Source organism: Streptomyces jeddahensis, from assembly GCF_001642995.1.
GTDB lineage: Bacteria > Actinomycetota > Actinomycetes > Streptomycetales > Streptomycetaceae > Streptomyces > Streptomyces jeddahensis.
The window spans coordinates 95,947-120,832 of the sequence record NZ_LOHS01000088.1 but is presented as its reverse complement, the minus strand read 5'-3'; the positions used below and the strand labels follow the sequence as shown (position 1 = coordinate 120,832).

The following is a 24,886-nucleotide window of genomic DNA, read 5'->3' as shown; positions in this document are numbered from 1 at the left end:
TGGCTCAGGCTGCCTCCTGGAGCAGCGCTCCAGGAGGTCTTCCGCCATCAGCACCAGCCGGGTTGAGACCAGCCCGGACGAGCATCACGTGTGCGGAGTTCTTGTCCCTCGGGGAAGAGGCTCCGCACGCGGTGCAGGTGTAGGTGCGCTCACCCAGCGGCTGGGGGTCCCCCCACGCCCTTAAGGCAGTGGGGGAGCGTGCTTGGCTCTCGCATCGCAGTGCGCGCAGTCCATCGTGGTGTGCGCGGGATGTACGAGGCGGATGTCCCGCCCATGCTTGCGGCCCATCTCGATCAGAGCGGCCTTGGTGGCGCCGATGGCGGCGTCAGCGGCCTTGCGGGCCATGGTGCTCTTGGCCAGGAACTTCGGACGGAAGTCCTCGACCGCGATGGCGTCGTGGTCGCGGACAACCTTCTTGGCCCACTTGCGGCCGGTGTCCTCACGCTGCCTAGCGACCTTTTTGTGGGCCTTCGCCCGCACTTTCTTCGCCTCGCGGTAGCCCTTCGAGGCCGCCTGGCCCTTGTTCGGCTTGCGGCGGGCCATCATCCGGTCGTACCGGGTCAGCTTCGTCTGGGCCTTCCTGCCGTGCTCGGCATGCGGCAGGTCGTGCGCGTCGGACGTGGTGGTCGCGGTCTCCTTCACACCCCAGTCGACGCCGAGTGCGCGGCCGGTCTCCGGCAGGGGCTGGACCTGGGCGGGGACGACAACCGAGCAGTACCAATGCCCGAGGCTGTCCTGGTACACGCGCACCGAGGACGGCTCAGCCGGCAGTGCCCGCGACCACACCACGGTGACGACGATGCCCCCGGCCAGGTGCAGCCGGCCGTCCTGCAACCGGAACCCGCGCCGGGTGTAGTTGAGGCTCGGCAGTGCCTCGCGCTTGATCTTCCACTTCGGCATCCCGGACCGCCGTGCCATAGGCAGGCGTGCTGTGATGTCCTTCTGCGCCTTGCCGCGGGAGCGGCCGAAGTCGCGGATGATCCGCTGCTGGGGAACCGACGAGCCCTCACGCAGCCACGGCGTACGGGCGCGGGCTTCGGTCAGCATCTTGTTGAGTTGAGCCGGGCCGCACGTGGCCTTGTTGTGCAGGTGTACGGCCCTGGACTTGGCGACACATTCGTTCCACACCCACCGGCATCGGTCCCACTCCGCCGCCAGGGCGGTGCGGGCGGTGGACGACACGCGAAGCCGGTAGGTGTAGCGGGCATGCCCGGCCTCCACAGCCGCCCTCAGCTCCCCCATCTCGCCCCCTCACGGTCCCCGGCCCAGACGCCACGGCATCCCTAGCCCTCCATGACCATAGGTACGACGGCCGCACACACGTACCCCGATCCCACGACCATCACCCCGACCAGCGATCACAGGTACGCGCGTTCGCATCACCCCAGCGGTGCCGGGCAGCGGTACGGACGCTCCGCGCCCTTCACCGGATGCGATTCCCTCCCCGGCGTGAACGCCGGGGCCTCCTCGCAAGAAACAGGTGAACTCGCCGCCCCCGTACGGCTGTCGTACGACGGCGGGCACCTGCGGATCCACAACCGTCAGCACTTCCGCGATCTGTCCTGGCTGGCTGCCGAGTGGGTGGTCTCCGACGAGGAGTCCGGCAGGCGGACCGCCCCGGCCGCACTGCCGCATGTGCCGCCGGGCGGGTCGGCCGTCGTCGAGCCGCCCGCGGAGTTCGGCGCGGACCACGGCGGCGGTGGCGAGGCCTGGCTGACGCTGCGCGTGACGACAGCGGGAGTCGAACCGTGGGCGGGCCCGGGTACAGAGGTGTGCACGCCGCAGGTGCGGCTGCGGGAACGCCCCTCCGCGGACGTACCGGTACCGCTCCCGGCATCGTCCGGTCCCGCCGTCGACGTCGACGCCGAGGGCCGTCTTGTCCATCCGCTGATGACCGCCCCACCCGTACTCAGCCTGTGGCGCGCGCCCACCGACAACGACCACCTGGGCGGAGTCGCACGGCGCTGGCAAGAGCTGGGCCTCGACAGACTCGTACGCAAGCCGCTCTCGGCAGAGAGCCGGGCCGGCCGCGTCACGGTGCTCGCCGCATACGCGACCGCCGCGGGCACGGTCGAGCACCAACAGGTCTTCAGCCTGCTCCCCGACGGCGGCCTGCTCATCGAGGAGACCGCCGTCCTTCCCGAGGCGCTGACCGATGTCGCGCGGGTCGGCACGGTCTTCGAGACGGTGGAGGGTCTCGACCGGATGGAGTGGTACGGGCAGGGCCCCTGGGAGACGTATCCGGACCGGGCAGCGGGCGGCGCGGTCGGCCATCACAGCGCCCGCGTGGACGCCCTGTTCACTCCGTATCTGCGGCCGCAGGAGAGCGGGGGACGGTACGGCGTACGCGGCTTCTCGTTGCGGTCGGACGCGGATGCCGGTCTGTCCGTTCGGCTGGACGCCCCCTGGCAGGTCTCGGTCACGCACTACCGGGCCGCGGATCTCGCTTCAGCCTCGCACCACGACGAGCTCGTCCCGCTGCCGCACTGCGTGGTCCACATCGACGCGGCCCACCGCGGCCTCGGCACCGCGTCCTGCGGACCGGACACCCTGCCGCGCTACCGGGTGGGCTCCGGCGTCCATCGGTGGGCGTGGGTGCTTCGCGTGCTGTGAAGGCAGCAGCCTCAGCCAGGAAAGCCAGGAAGGCGAGCGGCCCAGGGCACGAAGGGTGGCAGCCCTCAGCCAGGAATGAAGTGCGCATACTAGGTCATACGTAGGTATCCCGCGTTCGTCTTTCGGCGAGAGTGAGGCGGCGATCATGAACAACGGCCAGGTGGCGATGGCCTTCACCAGCGGCTACCTCATGGGGCGCAGCCACAGGATGCGGTGGGCACTCGCGCTTGCCAGTGCCGCGGCCGGCAGGCGCCTCGCGGCCGGTCACAGCCCACTGGACACCAAGAAGCTGATGGGCTCCGAGGTCGGCAAGCTCACCGAGGACTTCCGCAGCCAGTTGATGGCCGCGGGCAGGCAGGCGGCCGTGGCCGCGGTCAGCCAGCGTATGGACGCGCTGAGCGACCGTCTGGAAGAGCGGACCTCGGCGCTGCGCACACCGGGTGGCGGCGGGAAGGCCGAGAAATCGAAGGCGCGAGACACGGAGCAAGCGGAGAAGTCGGGGCCTGGGCCTGAGCTGGCGGAAGAGGCCGGCCTCGGGCAAGTGGAGAAGACGGCGCGCCAGCAGGCGAAGAAGACGCGGCCCGCGGACGAGGTCAGGAGGGTGAAGCACGCCGTCGGCGACACGGCGGGGAAACCAGCCGGCCGCACTGCCAAGGCCGTGAAGAAGGTCGCCACCAAAGGGACGCACCGGCGAAGCCAGGGGTGAGACACCATGGCTGGGCAATCAGTCGAACAGCGCGCGACCGGCGGGCTCGGCACCCTTGCCAGGGATCTGCCGACCGAGCGCCTGATCCACGACACTCAGGAGCTGATCGGCGCGCTGAGCGGGCGAGCCGTGAGCAGACTGACCGAGCGTGCGAAGGGCGGCACGCTGGCGGGCAAGGCCGTACTGAAGCCGCTCCTCAAAGCCGGCGTGCGCCAGGCCGCGGACAAGGCCAAGGAGGCCGTGTCGGGCGCCCGGCCTGCTCGCAGCGGGAGGAACGCACTCAAGGCCACCAATATCGTCGAGGAGATCGATGTCGGCGTGCCGGTATCCGTCGCCTACAACCAATGGACCGAGTTCGAGGAGTTCCCCTCCTTCATGAAGAAGGTCCGGACGGTCGAGGAGACCTCCGCCACGGAACTCGACTGGAAGGCCAAGATCTTCCTCTCCACGCGCGAGTGGCATTCCGAGATCATCGAGCAGGTGCCTGACAAGCGGATCGTGTGGCGCTCAAAAGGGGTGAAGGGATACGTGGACGGTGCAGTCACCTTCCACGAAGTAGCCCCCGACCTCACCAAGATCCTGCTGGTGCTCGAGTACCACCCCAAGGGACTGTTCGAGCACACCGGAAACCTCTGGCGAGCCCAGGGCCGCCGGGCTCGTCTCGAGATGAAGCACTACCGCCGTCACGTCATGACCCGGACCCTGCTGCACCCCGAGAAGGTCGAGGGCCGGCGGGGCGAGGTGCACGCGGGCAAGGTCGTGCACCGGGACGAGGCGGAGCGCGAGCAGGAGCCCGAGGAGGAGTACGCGGAAGACCAGGAAGAGGAAGAGGAGCCCGAGGGAGAAGAGGAAGAGGAAGAAGAGCTCGAGCGCGACTACGGAGAAGAGCCTGGCGACGCATACGAAGCGGAGCCGGAGGAAGGGCCGGAGGACGAGGCGGAAGAAGACGAGTACGAGGACGAGGCCGAGGGCGAAGCTACGCCAGAGGACGAATATCCCGAGGACGAAGACGAAGACGAAGAGGTCTACGCCGAGGAGGAGCGCCGGTGACCGAGAACCGGCGCAGTGCTGGGCAGGTGGCCGCCGCCTGCCCAGCACTCTCGTGGTCCTCCACCCACGGAATCAGTAGGCGAACGCGTCCACCCCGGTGAGCTCGGCGGACAGCGCCCACAGGCGCGCGGCCTGCTCCGGGTCGGTCGCGTAGTCGCGTACGCCGACCCACTCGCCGTCGTCCTGGGCGGGCTCGGCGATGTCGCAGTCCTCGCAGTAGACGCCGCCCATGCCCTGCAGCTGCGGGGACGTCGCCGCCCACACCTGTGTCGCGGCTCCCTGCTGGGGCGTCTTGAAAGCCGTCGGATCGACCAGTTCGCCGGACTCGTCGATCCAGCCCCGGTCGATCATCTCCTGCTGGTCGAGGTGACGCTGCAGCGGAGTGAGGATGCCACCGGGGTGCAGCGCGAACGCCCGTACACCGGCGTCCCGGCCAAGCGCGTCGAGATGCACGGCGAACAGCACGTTGGCCGTCTTCGCCTGTCCGTAGGCCTCCCACTTGTCGTAGCCGTGCTCGAAGTGGATGTCGTCCCAGCGGATGCCCGACAAGTGGTGGCCTGCGGAGGACACGGCGACGACGCGGGCCCCGCCGGGCGCGATCGCCGGCCACAGCCGGTTGACGAGCGCGTAGTGCCCGAGGTGGTTGGTCGCGAACTGGGCCTCCCAGCCGGGGCCGACCCGGGTCTCGGGACAGGCCATGATCCCGGCGTTGTCGATGACGATGTCGATCGTGCGGCCGGAGGCGAGGAAGCGGTCGGCGAAGGCGCGCACGCTGTCGAGGTCGGCGAGGTCCAGTTCGTCGACCTCCGCACCCTCGATGCCCGCGACCGCCTCACGGGCGGTCGCGGGCCGACGGGCCGGTACGACGACATGGGCGCCGGCGCGGGTGAGCGCACGCGTGGTCTCGAGCCCCAGGCCCGAGTAACCGCCGGTGACGACCGCGAGCTTGCCGGAGAGGTCGATTCCCTGCAGGACGTCGTCGGCGGTGCTCCGCGCGCCGAATCCCGAGCCGATCTTGTGCTGAGGAGTTGCCATGCCCGGGATGCTACGAATGTGAGTGCACTCCAGGGCAAGCCGAACCGCGGCACCGGCACAGGACGCCGCGCGGATCCTCGATCAGCGCGTCAGGCACCGCACCCCACGCGTCAGGCACCGCACCCTACGCGTCGGGCCGCACCCACGCGTCAGGCACCGCACCCTATGCGTCAGGCGCCGCATACACCCGGCGGCCCTCGACGAAGGTCTGCAGCACTCGCGTCGCGGCGATCTCCTCGGGTGGCCCGGCGAAGGGGTCGCGGTCCAGGACGACGAGGTCGGCGAGCTTGCCGACGGCGATGCTGCCGGTGGTGTCGTCCAGGTGGTTCACATAGGCGCTGCCCGCGGTGTAGGCGGCGATGGCAGCCCCCAGGTCGATGCGCTGCTCGGGCAGGAACACTCCGGTGCCGTCCGGCGCGGCGGGCGCGATCCGGTTGACGGCGACATGGATCGCCGCCAGCGGGTCGGGGCTGGTGACCGGCCAGTCGCTGCCCGCCGCGAGGGTGGCTCCGGCGCGCAGCAGATCACCGAACGGGTACTGCCACGTGCCGCGTTCGGCGCCGAGGAAGGGCAGGGTGAGCTCGTCCATCTGCGGTTCGTGCGTGGCCCAGAGCGCCTGGATGTTGGCGGTGGCGCCCAGGGCGCGGAAGCGTGGGATGTCGTCGGGGTGGACGACCTGGAGATGTGCCAGGTGGTGCCGCGTGTCGCGCCATCCGTTGGCGGCGCGGGCGGCCTCGACGGCGTCGAGTGCCTCGCGCACCGCGCGGTCGCCGAGGGCGTGGAAGTGGACCTGGAAGCCGAGTGCGTCGAGCTCGGTGACGTGCTTCTTCAGCTCGCCTGGCCCGACGAAGCTGATGCCGCTGTTGTCGGAGGCGCACCCGCAGCCGGTCAGATACGGGTCTAGCATGGCGGCGGTGTGGTTCTCGGCGATGCCGTCCTGCATGATCTTCACGGTCGTGGCCTGGAACCGGCCGCGGCTCAACTCCTCACGCAGAGCGACGAGTTCGGGGATCTGCTCAGCGCCCCGGCCGCGGTCCCACCACAGGGCGCCGACCACCCGGGCGGTGAGCAGCCCGTCCGCCAGAGCCGCGTGGTAGGCGGGGGCCGGGTCGGTCATGTTCGTGTAGGTGCCGATGATGGCGTCCTGCCACGCGGTGACACCGTACGAGTGGAGCACGGCCTGCGCGCGCAGCAGGGCGGCGGTCTGCTCCTCGAGCGTCGGGTCGGGCACCAGCCGGCCTACGAGGTTGGCCGCGCCTTCCTGGAGCATGCCGGTGGGGTTGCCGTCGGTGTCGCGTTCGATACGGCCGTCCGCGGGGTCGGGGGTGCGGGCGTCGATCCCCGCCCGTTCCAGGGCGCGGGTGTTGACCCAGGCGCCGTGGTGGTCGCGGTTGGGCAGGAAGACGGGCCGGTCGGGGACGATCGCGTCGAGCAGAGCGGCCGTGGGGGTGCCCCCCGGGAAGGCCTCCATGGACCAGCCGCCGCCGGCGATCCACTCGACGTCCGGGTGCTCGTCGGCGTACGCCTTGATGCGCCGCAGGTACTCCGCCGGGTCGACGGTGTCGCCGAGGTGGCACAGCCCCAGTTCGAGGCCCGCGCCCTGCGGGTGGACGTGCGCGTCCTGGAAGCCTGGCAGCAGCAGCCGTCCGGCGAGGTCCACGACCTCGGTACGGGGGCCGATCAGCTCGTGGACCTCGTCGTGGCCCACGGCTGTGATCCGCCCGTCCCGCACGGCCACGGCGGTGGCGCGGCTGCGGGCGGGATCGATGGTGTGGACGGGTCCGCCGGTGAGGACGAGATCGGCGGCCTGGGGGTGCGACATGAAGGTGGACTCCAAGGTGGGTGCGGGCCGGACGGCTGTCCTGGCCATGGGCGGGGCCGGGGGCGGACTGCCGCATGGTGCCATGCGCAGGGTGGGCGCCAGACGGCCGTACCGCGAAGGGCAGGGCGGGAGTTGGGCGGCGACACGGTGCCGTGCAGGGTGGGCGTCAGAGGGCCGTGCGGTCCATGGGCAGGGCGAGGGCGTCGGCGTCGGTGCCGCGTCCGGTGGCGAAGTACGGCGAGCGGCGGGCGTACTTGGCGACGGCGGCCATCACGAGCCCGCTGACGACGATGGTGGCGGGCAGCGAGAACATGAACCAGCCGTTGTCGGGGCTGAGTTCGAAGTGGTCGCTCATGGTGAGGTACGAGTACCCGAGGTAGGCGCCGAGGCCGAGCAGGACCAGGCCGGACGCGGCGGGTACGCCGACCGCGAGCAGTGCCTCCCGGAGTCCGTCGCGGCGGGCGGCGCGGAAGCGGACGGCGCACGCGAGGGCGGTGAGGCCGTAGTAGAGGGCGACGACCAGGCCGATGGCGTTGACGGCGGCCAGCAGCATGTCGCTGAGCTTGGGGATGGCCACGGCCAGCAGGGCGATGCCGGCGGCGATCGACATCACGATGACGGTTCCGGCGGCGGGGGTGCCGTACTTGGGGTGGACGCGGGTCCACACCGGGCCCAGGGTGCGGTCGCGGCCCATGGCCAGCAGCCCGCGGGCGGTGGGGATGACGGCGGCCTGCACGGAGGCGACGGCCGAGAACATCAGCGCGAGCAGGGGCAGACTCGCCCACGGTTCGGCGGCCAGCTTGGCGCCGAGGTACGGGAGTGCCTGGGGGCCGTTCTTGATCAGTTCGGGCAGGCTCATCTCCCGCTGGAAGGCGACGGAGGCGAAGAGGAACAGGCCGAGCATGGCGAACAGGGCGATGAAGCCGCCGCGGGCCGAGTCGCCGGGGCTCCTGGTCTCCTCGGTGACGCTGAAGGCCGCGTCCCAGCCCCAGAAGAAGAACACCGCCAGGACCAGTCCCTGCGCGAACGCCGTGCCGCTGGACATCTCGAACGGGTTGAACCACGACAGCGAGAACTGCTGCTCGCCGGTGACCAGAGCCCACGTACAGAAGCCCAGCAGCACGGCGTACTCGAAGACCAGAAGCCCGAACTGCAGGCGGGTGGCACTGCGCACCCCGGTCACGGCCATGGCCGTGACCGCCGTCAGGGTCACCAGTCCGACGACGGTGCTGACTGCGGTGGACGTCGGATCGAGGGCGATCCCGGCGAGGCTGTCCAGGCCCGCCTTGTTGGCGAAGATCAGCACGACCGAGCCGGTGACCGCGCTGGTATAGGCGAGGAAGATGATCGAACCGACCAGGGTGACCCAGCCGGTCAGAAAGCCGGGCCAGGGGCCGAGGGACTTGCCGACCCATACGTAGCCGTTGCCGCAGTTGGGTTCCGAGCGGTTGAGGCGGGCGTAGGCGGTGGCGATGCCGAGCACGGGCAGGAACGCCAACAGCAGGAGGGCGGGCGCCTGGAGCCCCACGGTGGCGGCGATGGTGCCCATGCCGATGGCGATGCTGGTGGTGGCCGCCGTGCTGGAGGCGGCGATGGCGACGCCGTCGACGACGCCGAGGGAGCGGCGCAGTGGGGCGGGGGAAGCGGACTGGGCTGGTCTGGGTGCGTTGAGGGTCATCGGGAGGGCTCCTCGCGGGGACGGGGGCGGGCGGGGAAGAGCCGTGCGGAGATGCGATGGAACAACGAGGCTGCACTTTGCGTCAACGGTGTTGACATAAGCCTGTGCCGCGCCGTTCACTGCAACCGGCCGGCACAGAGCGCCGGGGCGGCGGAAGAGAGGAACCGGTATGACCACCCGTGTGCCCCAGGAGAACAGACGCCGTCGTCCCACCCGCTCGGGGGTGCTGCTGTCCCAGGACCTGATCGTGGAGACCGCGCTGCGGCTCATCGGCGAGCACGGTCCCGAGGCGCTGAGCGTACGACGTCTCGGCAGCGCCCTGGGATGCGACCCGAGCGCGCTCTATCGCTACTTCCGCAACACCGACGACCTGCTGCTGGCCGTCGCCGACCGGATCATCGGGGACGCCATGGAGGGGTTCACCCCGGGCCCCGACTGGGTCGCCTCGCTCCGCGAGATGGCGCTGCGCGTGCGCGCCGGTTACCTCGCCCATCCGCGTGCGGCCGCCATGGCCTCGTACCGCGTGACCCGCCGCGAGAACGAGTTCCGCGCCGTGGAGACGGGAGTGGGCTTGCTGCTGTCGGCGGGCTTCGCCCCGGATCGCGCGGTCCGTCTCTACCTGGCGTTCATCGACACCGTCCTCAGCCACGCGGCCATGGACGCCGCCTGCCTGGCCCTGCCCCCGCAACAGCGCGAGGCCGACCAGCAGGCGTGGACGGAGGTCTACCAGGCCGCGGACCCCGAGACGTACCCGGCCCTGAGCACGGCACGCGGCGAGCTGCACGCCATGGCCGAGAGCTCCTTCGAGGAAGCGGTGGACCTGCTGCTCGCCGCCCTCGCCGCGCGTGCGCCGGGCGGGCAGGACTGACGGCCCGGCAGTCGCTTCGTGCGTACGGCCCGACGGCGAATCCTCGGCGGCATCGTTGGCATCGTTGCACGGCCCGCCCGCCTCCGCTTGGATGCCGCCATGACGCCAGCTGAGCGCGCCGGACCCGGACCCCAGCCGGAGCCCACCCACCGCTTCGCCGACCAGGGGGCCTGGACGGCGTGGCTGGAGGAGCACCACGACCGGAGCACCGGCGTGTGGTTGCGGATAGCCAAGAAGGGCACAGGAGAGACCACGGTCACCGCGCCACAGGCCCTCGACGTGGCCCTGTGCTTCGGGTGGATCGACGGGCAGCGCAAGCGGGAGGACGACACGTACTTCCTGCAGCGGTACTGCCCGCGCCGTCCGCGCAGCGCCTGGTCGCAGATCAACCGGGAGAAGGTGCGGGTCCTCACCGAGCGGGGTCTGATGCGGCCGGCGGGGCTGCGCGAGGTGGAGCGGGCCAAGGCGGACGGCCGGTGGGACGCCGCCTACGCCGGGCAGGCCGCGGCCACCGTCCCCGAGGACCTGCAGGCAGCCCTGGACGCCGACCCCGTGGCGGCCGCGTTCTACGCCGGCCTCGACAGCCGTAACCGCTACGCCCTTTACCACCGCCTGCAGACGGCGAAGCGTCCCGAGACGCGGGCGCGGCGCCTGGCGCAGTTCGTGGAGATGCTGCGCGAGGGCCGGAAGTTCTACGAGTGAGGACCTTCCGCGGGTAAGGACGCCGGTCGGCCCTTCACAGCGCGGCGCGGACCCTGCTCACCACCGCCGGGGCCCTCCTCACCACCGGCGGGAGGAGGAGCGAGCTCGCCGTCGCGGCTGTCGCGGCGGACAGGGCGATGGCCCAGCCGACGGGCCCGAGCGGGGTGCAGCCGAAGAAGTGGCTGAGGCCGGGGATCTGGACGACGGCCGCGAGTGCGGCCATGGACCCCAGGGACGCGGCGACGATCGTCCGGCTCCGGCCGCCGGCCAGGAGCGTCTGCCCGAGCTGCGTACCGACGAGCGCCACGAGGGCGACGGTGCGGGCGCGGGCGGCGCGGCCCGTGAAGCGGGCGGCGAGCCAGCCGGCGGTGGCGCCCAGCGTGGTGGCCACGGCGCGTACGACGGTCTCCTCGGTGAGGGCCGAGCCGAGGGACGCCTCGGGCCCTTCGTGGAGCATGCGTTCGGCCGCCTCGGGGTGAGGCGGGCGCAGCGCGACGGCCATGGCCGGGGCGAGGTCGGTGAAGAGATTCACCAGCAGGAGTTGACGGGCCGTCAGCGGAGAGGTGCCGGTGGCGGCCGCGCCGAGCAGCGTGAACGCGATCTCGCCGAGGTTGCCGCCGACGAGGATCGCCAGGGCCTGGCGTACGGACGCCCACATCGCACGGCCTTCCACGAGGGCGGCGAGGACCGTCTCCAGCTGGTTGTCGGTCACGACGAGGTCGGCGGCGGCGCGTGCGGCCGGGGTGGCCCGCGTCCCGAAGGCGATGCCGACGTCAGCGAGCCGGATGGCGGGGGCGTCGTTGGCGCCGTCGCCGGTCATGGCGACCGTCCGGCCGAGGCGCTGGAACGCCCGCACCACGCGGACCTTGTGGACGGGTGTGCCGCGGGCCACGACGCCGACCTCCGGCAGCAGCTTGTCGAGCGCGCGGTCGTCGAGCTCGTCGAGTTCGGCGCCCGTCACCGTCCGGCGGCCGTCCAGCACGCCGAGGTCCCTGGCCGTGGCGTCGGCGGTGCCCGGGTGGTCGCCGGTGATCATCACGATGTGCACGCCGGCGTCCACGAGTTGGCGCACCGCGTCGGCGGCGGTGCCGCGCACCCGGTCGGCGAAGGCGAGGAAGCCGAGGAAGTCCAGTCCGGTGACCGCGTCGTCGGTGAGAGCGCCGTCGGTGGTGTCCCTCGACTCCGCGACGGCGAGGACCCGGTGGCCCTCGGCGGCCAGTTTCTCACCGGCCGCCAGGATGCCGTCCCTGCCCTTGTCGTTCAGAGGCTTGCCGCCGCGTGTGGCGCATCGTCCCACGACCTCTTCCGGCGCTCCCTTCACCGAAAGCATCCAGCTCCCGCCGTAGCGGCCGCGGGTGGCGTGGAAGCCGCGGCTCGGTTCGAACGGCAGGCTGGCGGACCGCCGCCAGCCCGGCGCGCTCGTCGTGCGGCTCACGCCCGCCTCCTCGGCGCCCGCGACGACCGCGCCGTCGGTGGCGTGTTCGAGGCCGTGGTCGCCGTGCGGGCGCGGCGTCGCCCGCAGCGCGGAGGCGAGTACGGCACGCTGAGGGTCCGCCAGGTCCTCGAGGGGTCGGCTGGCGCCGTCCGATGAGACGGCGACCAGGGAGATCCGGCCGTGGGTGAGGGTGCCGGTCTTGTCGAAGCACAGCACGTCGGTGCGGCCGGCGGCCTCGATCGTGCGGGGATCGCGTACCAGGGCACCTCGCGCGGACAGCCTTCGAGCGGCGGCGAGTTGGGCCGCCGAGACGAGGAACGGCAGCCCTTCAGGAACGCTGGCCACCGCAAGTCCGACGCCTGCGCCGATGGTGTCGCGGGCCGGCCGGCCGCGCAGCAGTCCTGCGGCCATCACCGCCGCGGCCGAACCGAGCGCCACCGGCATCGTCGTACGGGTGATGTCGGCCAGACGGCGTTCGACACCGACCTCCGGCGCGGCGCGGCGCTCGTCCACCGCGGCACGGCCCGCCTCCGTAGCGGTACCGGTGGCGACGACCACGGCCCGGCCTCGTCCGGCGGCCACGGTGGTGCCCTCGTAGACCATCGACGTACGGTCCGCCATGGCCGATGCCAGCACGGGCGTCGCATCCTTGGCGACCGGCAGGGACTCGCCGGTCAGCGCGGACTCGTCCGCCTCGAAGTGATGGACCTCCAGCAGGCGGCAGTCGGCGGGTACGACGTCGCCGGCGTTCAGGATCACCACGTCCCCGACGGCCAGTTCGTCGGCCGGGACGGTGGTCTCCCGCCCGTCGCGTACCACGGTGGCCATGACCGCCGACTCCCGGCGCAGCCGGGAGACCGCACGGTCCGTCGAGTGGCGTTGGATCGCTCCGATCAGCCCGGACACGGCGGTGACGGCGATGATCAGGCCGGCGTCGAGGACCGCGCCGACCGCTGCCGACAGAGCCGCTCCCGCGCCCAGGATCGGCGTGAGCGGGTTGGCCATTTCTGTGAGGTAGGCCCTGAACAGCGAGGGTGCTCGGGCCTGTTCACCCGCCGGTACGGCTCGTGCCCGGGCTTCCTCGGCCGTAAGTCCGCTGTCCCTGGCCCCGGTTCGGGCGAGCACGGTGGCCGGATCCATCGCATGCCACGGATACTGGCTGGTGGGGGGCGGGGCGGGATGCCGCAAAAGCCGCGCGGCCGACCAGACGCCGGTCGCGATGCCGAGGGCGGCTGCGCCGTTGAAGGCCGTCATGCTGCGGGCGGCCGTACGCGGTGATCGGCCGGCCATGGCCGTGGCCGCGCCGATGGCGGCCGATGCCTGTGCCAGGCGCACGCCGCGGTGTGCGGCTTCGCGTGCGGCGCGGCACGCTTCCACGACGACGACGGCCGCGGCGGGGTCGGCGTCGACGTACAGGTCGGCGCCCCAGGGCGGCGCTCCGTCCGCGCCGGTCACCCCCACGCCGACGTCTGCGGCCTGGAGCGCGGCCCGGTGCCGGGAAATGACGAGTACGCCGGTGCCGTCGCGCTGCAGGTCCCGTACGGAGTCGGGCAGCCGGTCGCCGCCGTCCATCACGCCGTCGGCCTCGCGGACGGCCGCATCGGTGGTGTGCCCGCCCGCGGTCAGGACGGTGAGCCCGGCCGCGTGGGCGGCGGGGACGAGCGCGCTCGCGGTGTCGTGGACCTCCGGTGTCACGCTGATGACGGCCATCAGGCGGCGGTCGTGCGCCAGGCCGAGTACGAGGTGCGCGCCGCCGCGCCGCAGTCTGTCCCGGGCCTGGGCGCCTTTGCGTCCCTGGAGAGGCAGGCGCTCGAGGGGGCCCAGCGCCCAGGCGCCGTCCCGGTGGGTCCGGTCGGGGGCGGAGCGGTCGAAGAGCCGGTGCGCGGTCGCGGCGAGTTCGCCCGGCTGTGCGTCCTCGTCGAGGGGCACCAGGTCGCTGAGGAGATACGCGCCGGTGCCCAAGACGTCCGTGTCGAGCAGGACGGTGCCGATCCGGTCGAGTCGGCGGAGTGCGTCCGGCCGCGCGACGACGGTGCCCCGTCGGGCCAGTCCTCTGCCCAGGACGCAGGCGAAGCCTTCGCGGGCCATCACCGGTGCTTTGGGGATCGCCGCGAGCGCTCCCGCCGCCGCTCGGGCGGGGCGCCGGGTCACGAGCAGCGAACCGGCGAAGGAGGCTGCCGCGACGGCCGCCGACTGGTTCTCGGCGTAGCGCTCGACCGGCCCGTCGTTCAGGGGCACTTCGCGTGGCGGTGGCGTTCCCGTCGCACCGGTGGCGCCGGCTCCGTGCGGCGCGCCCGTGAGGCGGGACTCGGCCGCGGTCCAGGCCGCACGCTCGGCGTCCGCCTCCAAGACGCGCAGGGCGTGCCGGACGGTGTCCACGCCGATTCCGAAGAAACCGCCGGTGCCGGCCTGGAAGAAGGCGGCTGCTCCCGTCATGAGCATGTCGGCGTTCCGGGGGCCGAGAGCGCTCTCCACGAGGCGCCGCAGCCGGGGCTGGTAGTCGACCAGCGGGACGAGTGCGGCGATCCCGGCCGGAATGGGGGTGCGGCGGGTGAGCCGTGCCGCGGTGGCCAAGGGCGCGGCGGCGAGATGCACGGCCATGGCGCCCACGGCGCGCCGGACCGGCCCTCCCGACTGCGGGTGTTCGGGCAGCGGCCCTTCGGCGCCGTGCTTCTCCTCGACGGCTTCGACCGCGGCGACCAGGGCCTCCACGACGGCCTCGGCCTCGGCCCCGCCGTCGATGGTGACGACGACATGTTCCAGGACGGTGTTGACCACGGCCCAGCGCACGGAGGGCAGAGCGGAGAGTGCTTCCTCGAGGTCCCGCACGAGCAGCGCGGCATCGGCCTCACTGCGGTCGCGCAGCCCGCGTACGCCGACGTGGAACCGCTCCTCGAAAGAACGCACCCGTGGCTCGGTGGCCCCACCCAGGACACCGGCAGCGGACGACGCGACGGCGCGCAGCAGTCCGCTTCCCGGAATTCCCACTGTGCGTCACCGGCTTTCTGGACTTGGGCAGGTCTTATTAGCCGTACCACGGGTAGCCGGGAATCACAGCTTCAATCGACGCGCTTTCGGCGGCGTCCTGCGTCCGTTTGCGCGTCAGAATGGAAAGTGAGGTGGGACGTACCGTTCTCGGACGAAAGGAGGAGACGGATGCCCACGACAGCGAGGACCACGCGGAAGACCACCGCGTCGCGAGCCACGCCCCGCAAGAAGGCCGAAGCGACGCGGGTCGAGGAGAAGACGCCCGCGAGGACCGAGAGGGCCGAGAGGGCCGAGAGGGCCGAAGAGACCCACGTCCATGAGGGACCAGGGGGTATGACCGTCCACACGCACACGTTCCACCCTCCGATGCCGGTTGCCTACCTGACCCGGCAGGACCTGGCCCACACCGCCCGAGCGGCCACGTCGATGCTGCCCAGGCCGGGCCGTCCGCAGGCCAAGGACGTCGCCTTCTACGGCGGCCTGGGAGCGCTGACCGTGGCCGGGGCCCTCGAGTGGCCCGTCGCCGTGGCCGTCGGCGGGGCCACCTGGCTGCTGCGCAGCAAGGGAAAGGAAGGTCGTAGGGAAGCCATGGAGTCGCGAGAGGCGAGCGGCTCCCGGACGGTCAGGCCCGCCGGAAGGGCTGTCTGACCGAAGTCACGTTCCGGCGCGCGGCGGCGTCAGCCCTGTCGTGCGCCGGAGGATTCAGATATCTCTGAAAGATCAGGCGGCGGCCATGACCGTCGCCGTGCGCAGCGACCGCGAGTACGCCGTCCACAGCTGCCACAGAACGCGAAGGATGATCGCCTCGGCGATCGCGGCAGCGGCGCTCGCGAGTACTGCCACAAGAAACTCGCCCATGGTGTCGTCTTTCTGTATTCGGAATGCTGGTATCCGCTTCCGAATGTGACTCGCCTGGTGACCTCAGGGCCGTCATCCAGACGTATCGTCGATGTCGCTTAGGTGAACGGAAGGTGTCGCAGGTCGTCCCGCGACGCTGCGTGCCGCGGCAGGCACTGAGGGCGCTCCCGCCGTCACTGCGTGGCCGTCACTGCGTGAGCGAGATACGAATACCGACCGTCCCGTTCACTCCGCGACGCAGCCGGCTGCCGAGCAGCGTCAACCGGCCGATGAGGCCGTATTTCCGAGCGATCAGCGACCGATAGCGGGCGGTGACGGCCTGGTCGCAGATCTCGGCGGTGGCCGGGACCTGGTCGCCGGTCGGATTCCCCCGTAGATCGCACGGCCCCACCAGCACATCGGCGCGGTGGCGGATCCGCTTCACCTTCCAGGAGTCCGCGACCGTCCACACCCCGAGCGCGGTCCCGTCCTGGACGACCCACACGGGCGTGGACACGGGAGTGCCGTTCCTGCGGTAGCTGGTGACCAGAAGGTACTTACCGCTTGCGAGCCGTGTCGGCAGAGTCTCATCCATGACTGCCCGGCCTATCACATACCGGCGAGTACGGGGATCGTCATGCGACCACATCCGGCCTCGGCCGACGCGGTCATCGACAGGGTGCCGTGGCGCCATGGACGGTCGCCGCCGCCCGAGGCTCGCGTAGCGATCAGCGACCGGTCACGTGACCATGGGGGTGGGCCTCGGTACGGGCGGCCGACACAGAGGCCGGCCCACCCGGGGCCCGGTGCAGCCCGGGCCCGGTACATCCGGCGCCGCGGACGATCCGGCCGGGTCACGGGCGACCGGGTCGCGGGTGTCCGGGGCGCGGACCATCCGACCGGTGGGGGGATGGCGTGGACAGGAGAAAGAATGGACGGCTACACGTACATCGCGTACGACTATCCGGTGCTGGGCGCGTTCTGGACCATGATGTGGATCTTCCTCTGGGTCATGTGGCTCTTCCTGCTCTTCCGGATCGTCTTCGACATCTTCCGCGACGACACGATGAGCGGGTGGGCGAAGGCGGGGTGGCTCCTGTTCGTACTGGTCCTGCCGTTCCTCGGCTGCTTCGTGTACCTCCTCGCCCGCGGCAAGGACATGGGCAAGCGTGAGATAGAGCAGGCGCGGGCCCAGCAGAAGGCGTTCGAGAGCTACATCCGCGAGACCGCTGCCGGTGCCGGCAAGCCGTCCGAGGTCGAGGAACTGGCGAAACTCTCGGAGATCAGGGCCAGGGGCGACCTCTCGGACGAGGAGTTCCAGCGGGCCAAGGAGAAGATCCTGCGCTGAACCCGCAAACACCCCCTGAGCGGGGGCCTTGTCCGCCTATGCCGGTCGGCACTCCGGGTGCCCCCACCCCTGCGCGTTCTTGGCGATGGACTCGCCCGCGGCGTACGAGCGGCCGCAGACGCACCGGCCGGGGAACTTCGCCTTGATCGTCCGCGAGCTTGTCCGCGAACCCCCCGAGCCGCGCTGGCGCGGTGAAGCCGTCGGCTGCAACGCCGGGCCGCTCGAGGAGCGGCCGCGCGCAGCACCACCAGAGCGCCCACCACCAGAGCGCCCACCGCCGGAGCGTCCACCGCCGGACGTGGCGACGTCGGGTGCGGGCGGCGGCTCCGGCGAGTCATACTCGCTGCCCGCGGGTTTCTGGACGAGCGCCGCGTGGCTTGCGGCCCGGTCGGCGAAGTCGTTGAGGCGGTCGCCGTCGACCTGGTGCGCGGGGACGTAGCGGAACTCCACGGAGCGGCCGTCGAGCAGCGCGTCGATGCGCTCGACGAGTTCCTGGTTGGCGACCGGCTTGCCCGCGGCCGTCTTCCAGCCCTTGCGCTTCCAGCCGGGCAGCCATGTCGTGACGGCCTTCATCGCGTACTGGGAGTCCATCCGGATCTCCATCGGCACGGACGGGTCGACGGCCGTCAACAGGCGTTCGAGCGCGGTGAGTTCCGCGACGTTGTTCGTCGCCGTGCCCAGCGGCCCGGACTCCCACCGGTCGGGGATCTCCTCGGCCCCGGCGATGACCCAGGCCCAGCCTGCGGGCCCCGGATTCCCCTTCGAGGCCCCGTCGCACGCGGCGACAACACGTTCCACCATGCCTCCGATCATGCCAGTACTGTGAGGGTGGCCCGGCACACGTGCCGGACGCCGCCGACCGCCTCGTCGACTTCCGTGGGAGCCGCGATGAGAAAGATCGTCCTGATGATGTCGGTGTCTCTCGACGGCTTCATGGAGGGACCGGACGGCGAGATCGACTGGCACCTGGTCGACGACGAGCTGCACAGCCACTTCAACGAGCAGCTCGCAGCGATGGGCGCCTTCCTCGACGGGCGCGTCAGCCACGAACTCATGGCCGAGTTCTGGCCGACCGCCGACTCCGATCCCACCAGTTCCGCACCCATGGTGGAGTTCGCCCGGATCTGGCGCGACATGCCCAAGATCGTGTACTCCCGGACCCTGGAGCGGGCCGACTGGAACACGACCATCGTGCGGGACGTCGTGGTCGACGAGGTCATGGCGCTCAAGGCCCAACCGGGCGGAGATCTCGCACTCGGCGGTGCCGGCCTCGCCGCGTCCTTCATGGAGCACGATCTGATCGACGAGTACCGCCTCTACGTCCACCCGGTGCTGCTCGGCCGGGGCAAGCGCCTGTTCGAGCAGGCGGACACCATGACCCGTCTCCGCCTGGTCGAGACCCGGACGTTCGGCAACGGAGTCGTGCTCCTCCGTTACCAGCGGGCGGAGACGTCCCCTCGCTGATCGCCACGAGCCCGGCACTGGCTATCGTGTCGCCACGAATCGAACGCAGGCGGGCAGGCAGAGGGGTTGCGCTGTGTCGGACGAAGGGCGGCTGGTCGCCGGGCGGTACCGGCTGGCCGAGCAGATCGGCCGTGGCGGCATGGGCACCGTGTGGCGTGCCCAGGACGAGCTCCTGGGCCGCCAGGTCGCACTCAAGCGCCTGCACGTGCAGCCGCATCTCGCCGACGACGAGCTCACCACGCTCTACGAACGCACCCGCCGCGAAGCGCGCAGCGCCGCCCGTATCACTCACCCCAACGTCGTCGTGGTCCACGACGTCGTCGAGGACGACGGACTGCCGTGCATCGTCATGGAGTACGTGCCCTCGACCACCCTCGGCACGCTCCTCAAGGGCGGCAGGACCATCCCGCCCACGGAGGCGGCCCGTATCGGCCGCGGCATGATCGCCGCGCTCAGGGCCGCACACGCGGCCGGAGTCCTGCACCGCGACGTCAAACCCGGCAACGTGCTGCTGGGCGCCGACGGCCGGATCGTCCTCACCGACTTCGGCATCGCCATGGCGACCGGCACCTCGACGCTGACGAAGCCCGGCGAGGTCATCGGGTCGATCGACTACATCGCGCCGGAACGGATCAGGGGCAGGACACCTGGCCCCGCCTCCGACCTGTGGGCGCTGGGTGCCACGCTCTACCAGGCGGTGGAAGGTCGGCCCCCGTTCCGCAAGGACACGGCGGTGGAGACGGCGTACGCGATCGCCGTCGACCCTCCGGCCCCCATGCAGCAGGCCGGGCCGCTCGAGCCCCTGATCGAGGCCCTGCTGGCCAAGGACCCCGACGAGCGGCCATCGGCTGACGAGGTCGAGCGGGTGCTGCGGGCGCCGGAATCCCAGGCGGCGACGGTAGTGATCTCGGCCGGAAAGCCGGCCGCGCAGCAGAACGCCTCGGACCCGGGAGCCCCGAGCCTGACGTGGGACGGCGTGACCGTCGTGGACGATGCGGCCTCCGACCAGGACGGCCGGCCCTCGCATGCGGCACCACCGGCCCCGGCGCCGGGCGGCAATGCGGCCGCGCCCGAGCCCGTACGGGGCGGTGACGACCGGGCGAGCCGACGCGCTCGCCGGGGCCGTGCGCCGGTGTGGACCGCCGTGGCGGTGGTGGTCGTGGCCGCATCCGTGGCCGGCGGGCTCTACGGAGCATCACGCAGCCCGTCCAGCGACACACACAGCTCGTCCGGCAACGGCAAAGCGACGACCGTAGCGGCGACGACCCCCGCCGCCACCTCGTACGCGCCCTCACCCGTCCCGCAGGGCTACCACCTGGTCGAGGAGCCGGAGCTCGGCGTCGCCTTCCCCGTACCGGACGGCTGGAAGCGCGGCGAGCGGTCGGCCGAACAGGTCACCTACATCGACAGCTCGGGCCTGGTCGGCATCACGGTCGCTGTCGTGAACCCCGCGGGCTCGGACCCCTTGGCCCACTTCGAGGACGTCGAGAGAAACACGAAGATCAACTATTCCGTGTACCGGAGGCTCTACCTGCAGCACGCCACGTTCCGGGGGCAGCCCGCGGCGGTGTGGGCGTTCACGTTCGAGGGGCGGGTGCGCGCGTTCCGCGCCGTCGAGCTCGGATTCACGCAGGACGGCAAGGAGTACGACATCTACCTCTCGGCCCCCGAGCAGACGTGGGACACCCACCAGCCGGTCTTCGACAAGGTCAAGGACGGCTTCCGCCTGGACTGAGACCCGCGCCCGGCCTGAGACCCGCGCCTGGACTGCGACCCGGCCGTCCTACAGGCCGACGATGAGCTGGATGCAGATGATCTTCACCAGGATGGCGAGGGCGAAGAGCGTCGAGTAGCCGGTGTTGACGCGGCTGTCGGTGACCCGGCTGTTGGCGTACGCGGTGATCGCCGGATTGCCGACGTACCCCGCGAGCAGACCCATGGTCCGCTCCCGGCTCTGCCCGAGCAGTCGGCACGCCACGACCAGCAGTGCGTAGCTGACGACGGCCCCGATCAGCAGGACGACCAGCAGTTTCAGCCCGAACAGCGAGAAGGCGTCCCGCCGGAAGGAGTAGCCGGAGGTCAGCCCGACGCAGGCGAGGAAGACCAGCAGGCCGATCTGCCGCAGGGTCAGGTTGGCCCGTGTGGGCAGCGTCCACACCAGCGGACCGGTACGGCGCCGCCAGCCCAGGACCATCGCCACGAGCAGCGGTCCTGCGGCGGTGCCCAGGGACAGCGTGGTGCCGCCGACGGTCAGGCTGGGGATGCCGATGAGGAAGCCGAGGGCGAGTCCGAGGCCCAGGCTCACGGCACTGACCTCGCTGACCTTCGCCTCGGTGTCGCCGAGCAGGTCCGTCACCTCGGCGGCCTTGTCGCGCGGCATCACCACGCGTACGCGGTCGTCGAGTTGGAGCAGCAGCCCGTCGTGCGCCAGCAGATCCACGTCACCGCGCCGCACCCGTGACGCCATGGCGCCGAAGCGGCCCTCGAGGTCCAGTTCGCCGACGGTGCGCCCGGCGAGGTCGGGGTTGGTGAGCAGCACGCGCCGGTAGTCGACGGTGTCGCGCTGGTCGAGCAGGTGGGCTGGCGCGTATTCGCCGAGGGCCTTGGCCCCTGCTTCGACCTCGGCGGGGCCGCCCACCAGCACGAGTTGGTCGCCGGCGGCCAGGTGGTCGAGGCTGTGGGCGACCCTCGTGGTCCCCTCCCGGGGGCGGATCACGCTGGCCCGAAGGCGCCTCTCCGCCACCCCGGGCACCTGTGCCCACTTGGTGGGTCGCGTCACGAGAACCGTTCGGGTGACGAGCCGGTCGGGCAGGCCCTCACCGGGATCGCGGCGGGCCGGCCAGTTCCGTCGCCCCGCGATCGCGGCGACGAACATGATGGTGACGATCACGGCCAGGGGGTAGCCGATCGCGTATCCGGTGGCGGGCTCGGTCGGGTCGGCAGAGGTGGCCTGCGCGGCGGCCAGGCCGGGTGTGGTGGTGCCGATGCCCGCGTAGCCGCCCGCGAGGAAGGGGCCGCTGATGCCGAACACCGAGTTGCCCAGCAGTCCCACCGCCAGGGCGGTGACCACGAGGGCTGCCACCGCGCCCAGCATGACGACCAGTTGGGGCCTCAGTTCGCGGAAGAAGGCCGGTCCGGACTCCAGGCCCACGGTGTAGACGTACAGCGCAAGACCGAACACCGACAGACCGGCGGGCACCGCAGGACCGATGTCCGGATCCAGCGCCCCCACCAGCAGGCCGACGAACAGGACCCCCGCCGCCCCCAGCTTCACCGGCCCGAAACGCACCATGCCGAAAAGCGACCCCAAGGTGATCACTACGAAGAGCGTCTCCCAGGGGTTGTCCGCAAAGAACTGCCACATACGCACACTCAGCCACACCCCCGGACGCTTCGCACGTCCACCCGGCCAGCCGAACGACGCATGGAGCGCGGGCGTGCGGGCACGCCCGGGCTCCCCGGCACGTCCTGCCAGTGCCCCTCTGTCAGCCCGCCTGCTCCCCCGCCGCGTATGCCGCCGCCCAGTCCACGATCTGCACCGCCGCACCGGCTGACTCCAGGCCCCGGCAGTGTGCGTCGTGCCTGCGGTCGATGCCGTCCAGGTCGAGGTGGGAGCCGAAGGCGGGGAGCGACGCCAGGCGGCGGGCGTACCCCCACAGCCGGGGATGGCCGACGATGCGGTGCACCGCTGCGGCGTCCAGATGGCGGCGGTGCACGGTGTCCAGCTGCAGCAGTGTGACCCACACCTGCACGTCGGCCGTGGTCAGTTCGCCGCCCATTACGTGGTCCTGGAACACGAGCCGCTGCTCCAGTTCGTCCAGCGCGCCGAAGAGGGTGCCGAGGGCGGCGTCGCGTGCCGTGCCGTCGACGCCGGGCTGCCCGGCGCGCTGAGCTGCTTCGTTGATGCCCTGCTCGCAGAGGCGCCCGATGGCGTCGATCTGGTCCTCGGTGCCGTAGTGCTGCAGCTCCGGGCCGCGGTCGCCGAACTGCCGCGCCAGGTCTCGCAGGATGTCCGGGGTGTGCGTACTGACGATCCGTCCCGTCCATCCGTCGCTGAGCACGGGTGCCGCGGCGGGTCCGCGGTACTGGTGCGCGCTGGCCTCGTACAGCGGGCGCAGGGCGGCGTGGCTGCCCTCGGGTCCGTCCGGCACGGCCGGCAGCAGGATGACGGGGAGCGCCTCGCCGAGGCCGAGCAGGCTGTGTGTGATGGCGATCTGGAGACAGTACGGGCAGGTCAGGGACAGATGGAGGCGGTAGCGGTGCGGTGCGGCGTAGTAGCCGCTGCGGGTGTCGCAGCCGATCCTTCCGCGGAAGGGCGGCGTGGCTGTCGAAGGTGCGGCGAGCATGAGTCTCCCTCGGTCCGGTCCGGGGTGCGGCACGCGGCTGGTGGTGGCGGTCTGCTCCGTCGTGTTCGGTACGCAGACATGCGGCGGCGTGAGGAGGCGCGGCTGCGTCGGCGCGCGACCAGCACTGGAGATCAGGAAGGGTGAACGGGACGTGGGAGGGAGCGCGGTGTCACAGCCGCGACGATGCTGCTGCGCTGCGGAAGTCCGCTGCTACCGCTGCCGCGTCACACGAGCAGACTTGCCGCGCTGCAGACGCGCAGCAGGTCGATGTGGCGACGGGAGGTCAGCAACGGCAGCTGGAGCGCGCGAACCGCGCGGATGGTGTCCAGCTCCGAAGTCCCCATGGTCTCCTGCCCGTTCACTCGCATCTGCCCTGGAGTCTCGAACCGCGCGCGGACTCCGTCAAGAGTGGCGGGTCGGTGCGCTACGTCGCGGGCGGCTGATGGCCGAAGCGGGCCTCCGACCAGGGGAGCGCGGCCACCTCGGGGTCGGGGCGCCGCTGGGCGGCGGTGCGCGGGGGTGCGGGGTCGATGACGGCGTCGTCCTCGCCCGCGCGCTCGAGCCAGGCCCGCAGCGCCTCACGCAGTTCGTCGGCGACGGCGCGGTGTGATGTGAGGCCCGCGAGGTTGTCCAGCTCGTACGGGTCGGCGTGCAGGTCGTACAGCTCCGTCTCCACGTAATGGGTCGCGGCGGGCTCGTTCCAGGCGTCGGCGCCGGGCGCGGCGACCGCGTACTTCCAGCGGTCGGTCCGTACGGCTCGGCCGACGTGGTCCTCGCTGATCTGGACGTAGGCCTCGGCGGGACGGCCGGGGTCGGTGCCGCCGCCGGTGAGCGGCAGGAGGGACCGGCCCTGCACACCGTCCGGCACGGGGATCCCGGCGGCAGTCAGCAGGGTGGGGACCAGGTCGATGGTGCTGACCGGGTGCCGGATGCGGCCCCCGCCGGTGAACCCGGGCCCGGTCAGGGCCAGCGGCACGCGCACAGACGCCTCGTGTGCGGATCGTTTGTACTCGCCGTTGCGGGTGCGGAAGTGCGAACCGTGGTCGGCGGTCCAGGCCAGGACCGTGTCGTCCGCGATGCCGAGGCTCCGCAGGGCGTCGCGCAGGCGGCCCACCCCTTCGTCCACCCGCTTGATCTGCCCGAGATAGCCGCCCAGGTGGCGGTGGGCTCCGCCCTGGGGGGCGTTCGGGCTCAGCGCGGCCAGGTCCGGGGGCAGCCATCGGCCCTGGTAGCGCTCGCGGTAGCCCTCGGGCGCCGGATAGTCGTCCGTGGCGTTCTGGTGGTGCGGTTCCAGCAGCGACAGGAACAGCAGGAACGGGCGGTCGTGGTGGTCAGCGACGAACCGGATCGCGGCGTCGACCAGGGCGTCCGAGCGGTAGCCGGGCAGCCTGACGGGCTCCCCGGCATCGTCGTACACCACGGTGCGGTACGCGTCCGAGGTGAACTCCAGCCGGTCGGAGGCGAGCCATTCCTGGTAGCCGCCGCGTCGCTCGGGCGGGACCGGGCCGTCCGGCTGGTCCGCGCCGGCGAGGTGCCACTTGCCGATGTAGCCGGTCACGTACCCCGCTGCCGCGAAGCTTCCGGCCAGCGTCGGGATGTCGGGTGGCAGAGGAAGGCCGTTGCGGAACACCCCGGTCGCGGTCGGGAAGCGTCCCGTCTGCAGCGCGGCACGCGCCGGGGCGCACACCGGGTTGGGTGTGATCGCCTGCTCCACGTGCGTGCCCTCACGGGCGATCCGGTCGAACTCCGGTGTCACGTCGGCCGGGTTGCCGTGCACTCCTGTGGTGTCCCACCGCTGCTGGTCGGTGAGCACGACGATGACGGAGGGCCGGGGGCGAGAGGAGGCCGGGGAAGGCGAGGCGGGGACGGTCATCGGTTCAGGCCTGCGCGAGAACGCCGTCGTCGGACGTACCGGTCATGTGCATGCTCCTGAGCATGGCCGTCGGCGCGGAGACCGGTCAATGACCTTCCGGCCGACTTCACGACCCTGCAAT

General features: G+C 71.6%; 19 protein-coding genes and 2 pseudogenes. 9 read left to right on the top strand and 12 right to left on the bottom strand.

Annotated elements, in window-relative coordinates:
* Positions 1-4: 4 nt before the first annotated feature.
* Positions 5-1,242, bottom strand: a pseudogene (locus STSP_RS19660) (RNA-guided endonuclease InsQ/TnpB family protein).
* A 231-nt stretch (positions 1,243-1,473) separates the two neighbouring features.
* On the opposite strand from STSP_RS19660, the pseudogene STSP_RS19655 reads away from it, so the two are divergent.
* The 3 genes and pseudogenes from STSP_RS19655 to STSP_RS19645 all read left to right on the top strand — a co-directional run.
* Positions 1,474-2,613 (top strand): annotated as a pseudogene (locus STSP_RS19655) (beta-galactosidase small subunit family protein); the annotation flags it as partial.
* A gap of 145 nt (positions 2,614-2,758) precedes the next feature.
* The gene (locus tag STSP_RS19650) at positions 2,759-3,319 is read left to right on the top strand and encodes a hypothetical protein (protein ID WP_067279637.1); all 561 of its coding nucleotides are present in this window, start codon (positions 2,759-2,761) and stop codon (positions 3,317-3,319) included.
* 6 nt (positions 3,320-3,325) lie between these two features.
* A complete protein-coding gene (locus STSP_RS19645) occupies positions 3,326-4,369 on the top strand; it encodes an SRPBCC family protein (RefSeq protein WP_067279634.1) in 1,044 nt (347 codons plus the stop codon).
* Between the two features lie 72 nt (positions 4,370-4,441).
* On the opposite strand, the gene STSP_RS19640 is transcribed toward STSP_RS19645, so the two are convergent.
* The 3 genes from STSP_RS19640 to STSP_RS19630 all read right to left on the bottom strand — a co-directional run bounded on the left by STSP_RS19640 (position 4,442) and on the right by STSP_RS19630 (position 8,904).
* Positions 4,442-5,404, bottom strand: a complete 963-nt coding sequence (locus tag STSP_RS19640) for an SDR family NAD(P)-dependent oxidoreductase (protein ID WP_067279631.1) — start codon at positions 5,402-5,404, stop codon at positions 4,442-4,444.
* Positions 5,405-5,567: 163 nt separating this feature from the next.
* On the bottom strand, positions 5,568-7,226 hold the full coding sequence (locus tag STSP_RS19635) for an amidohydrolase (protein WP_067279800.1): 1,659 nt from the start codon (positions 7,224-7,226) through the stop codon (positions 5,568-5,570).
* Between the two features lie 166 nt (positions 7,227-7,392).
* The gene (locus tag STSP_RS19630; RefSeq protein ID WP_067279629.1) at positions 7,393-8,904 is read right to left on the bottom strand and encodes an APC family permease; all 1,512 of its coding nucleotides are present in this window, start codon (positions 8,902-8,904) and stop codon (positions 7,393-7,395) included.
* Positions 8,905-9,073: 169 nt separating this feature from the next.
* Between STSP_RS19630 and STSP_RS19625 the strand changes: the two genes are divergently transcribed.
* Together STSP_RS19625 and STSP_RS19620 are read left to right on the top strand one after the other, a co-directional pair.
* Positions 9,074-9,772: a TetR/AcrR family transcriptional regulator gene (locus STSP_RS19625; protein ID WP_067279627.1), complete on the top strand. Its 699-nt coding sequence runs from the start codon at positions 9,074-9,076 to the stop codon at positions 9,770-9,772.
* A gap of 99 nt (positions 9,773-9,871) precedes the next feature.
* Complete coding sequence (locus tag STSP_RS19620) at positions 9,872-10,474, top strand: YdeI/OmpD-associated family protein (RefSeq protein WP_067279625.1); 603 nt, start codon at positions 9,872-9,874, stop codon at positions 10,472-10,474.
* 34 nt (positions 10,475-10,508) lie between these two features.
* On the opposite strand, the gene STSP_RS19615 is transcribed toward STSP_RS19620, so the two are convergent.
* Positions 10,509-14,816, bottom strand: a complete 4,308-nt coding sequence (locus STSP_RS19615) for a cation-translocating P-type ATPase (protein ID WP_067279622.1) — start codon at positions 14,814-14,816, stop codon at positions 10,509-10,511.
* Between the two features lie 249 nt (positions 14,817-15,065).
* Here STSP_RS19615 and STSP_RS19610 point away from each other — a divergent pair, with 249 nt between their 5' ends.
* Positions 15,066-15,545: a hypothetical protein gene (locus STSP_RS19610; RefSeq protein WP_067279619.1), complete on the top strand. Its 480-nt coding sequence runs from the start codon at positions 15,066-15,068 to the stop codon at positions 15,543-15,545.
* 72 nt (positions 15,546-15,617) lie between these two features.
* Here the strand turns inward: STSP_RS19610 and STSP_RS39225 are convergent, their stop codons facing one another.
* Complete coding sequence (locus STSP_RS39225; RefSeq protein WP_157902870.1) at positions 15,618-15,755, bottom strand: hypothetical protein; 138 nt, start codon at positions 15,753-15,755, stop codon at positions 15,618-15,620.
* Between the two features lie 187 nt (positions 15,756-15,942).
* Positions 15,943-16,329, bottom strand: coding sequence for a PPOX class F420-dependent oxidoreductase (locus tag STSP_RS19605; RefSeq protein ID WP_067279617.1), 387 nt, complete (start codon positions 16,327-16,329; stop codon positions 15,943-15,945).
* 336 nt (positions 16,330-16,665) lie between these two features.
* Between STSP_RS19605 and STSP_RS19600 the strand changes: the two genes are divergently transcribed.
* Positions 16,666-17,082, top strand: coding sequence for an SHOCT domain-containing protein (locus STSP_RS19600; protein ID WP_067279615.1), 417 nt, complete (start codon positions 16,666-16,668; stop codon positions 17,080-17,082).
* A gap of 36 nt (positions 17,083-17,118) precedes the next feature.
* Here STSP_RS19600 and STSP_RS19595 read toward each other — a convergent pair whose 3' ends face one another.
* On the bottom strand, positions 17,119-17,895 hold the full coding sequence (locus STSP_RS19595; RefSeq protein WP_067279613.1) for a ribonuclease H family protein: 777 nt from the start codon (positions 17,893-17,895) through the stop codon (positions 17,119-17,121).
* Positions 17,896-17,970: 75 nt separating this feature from the next.
* Between STSP_RS19595 and STSP_RS19590 the strand changes: the two genes are divergently transcribed.
* Together STSP_RS19590 and STSP_RS19585 are read left to right on the top strand one after the other, a co-directional pair.
* The gene (locus tag STSP_RS19590; RefSeq protein WP_067279611.1) at positions 17,971-18,546 is read left to right on the top strand and encodes a dihydrofolate reductase family protein; all 576 of its coding nucleotides are present in this window, start codon (positions 17,971-17,973) and stop codon (positions 18,544-18,546) included.
* Between the two features lie 73 nt (positions 18,547-18,619).
* Positions 18,620-20,281: a serine/threonine-protein kinase gene (locus STSP_RS19585; protein WP_067279609.1), complete on the top strand. Its 1,662-nt coding sequence runs from the start codon at positions 18,620-18,622 to the stop codon at positions 20,279-20,281.
* A gap of 48 nt (positions 20,282-20,329) precedes the next feature.
* Here the strand turns inward: STSP_RS19585 and STSP_RS19580 are convergent, their stop codons facing one another.
* From STSP_RS19580 to STSP_RS19570, 4 genes are all read right to left on the bottom strand, one after another.
* Positions 20,330-21,910, bottom strand: coding sequence for an aspartate:alanine exchanger family transporter (locus STSP_RS19580; protein ID WP_067279607.1), 1,581 nt, complete (start codon positions 21,908-21,910; stop codon positions 20,330-20,332).
* Positions 21,911-22,031: 121 nt separating this feature from the next.
* Positions 22,032-22,892, bottom strand: coding sequence for a glutathione S-transferase C-terminal domain-containing protein (locus tag STSP_RS19575; protein WP_067279604.1), 861 nt, complete (start codon positions 22,890-22,892; stop codon positions 22,032-22,034).
* 224 nt (positions 22,893-23,116) lie between these two features.
* Positions 23,117-23,236, bottom strand: coding sequence for a putative leader peptide (locus STSP_RS41005; RefSeq protein WP_332835382.1), 120 nt, complete (start codon positions 23,234-23,236; stop codon positions 23,117-23,119).
* An 80-nt stretch (positions 23,237-23,316) separates the two neighbouring features.
* The gene (locus tag STSP_RS19570; RefSeq protein WP_067279602.1) at positions 23,317-24,765 is read right to left on the bottom strand and encodes a sulfatase-like hydrolase/transferase; all 1,449 of its coding nucleotides are present in this window, start codon (positions 24,763-24,765) and stop codon (positions 23,317-23,319) included.
* Positions 24,766-24,886: the final 121 nt, after the last annotated feature.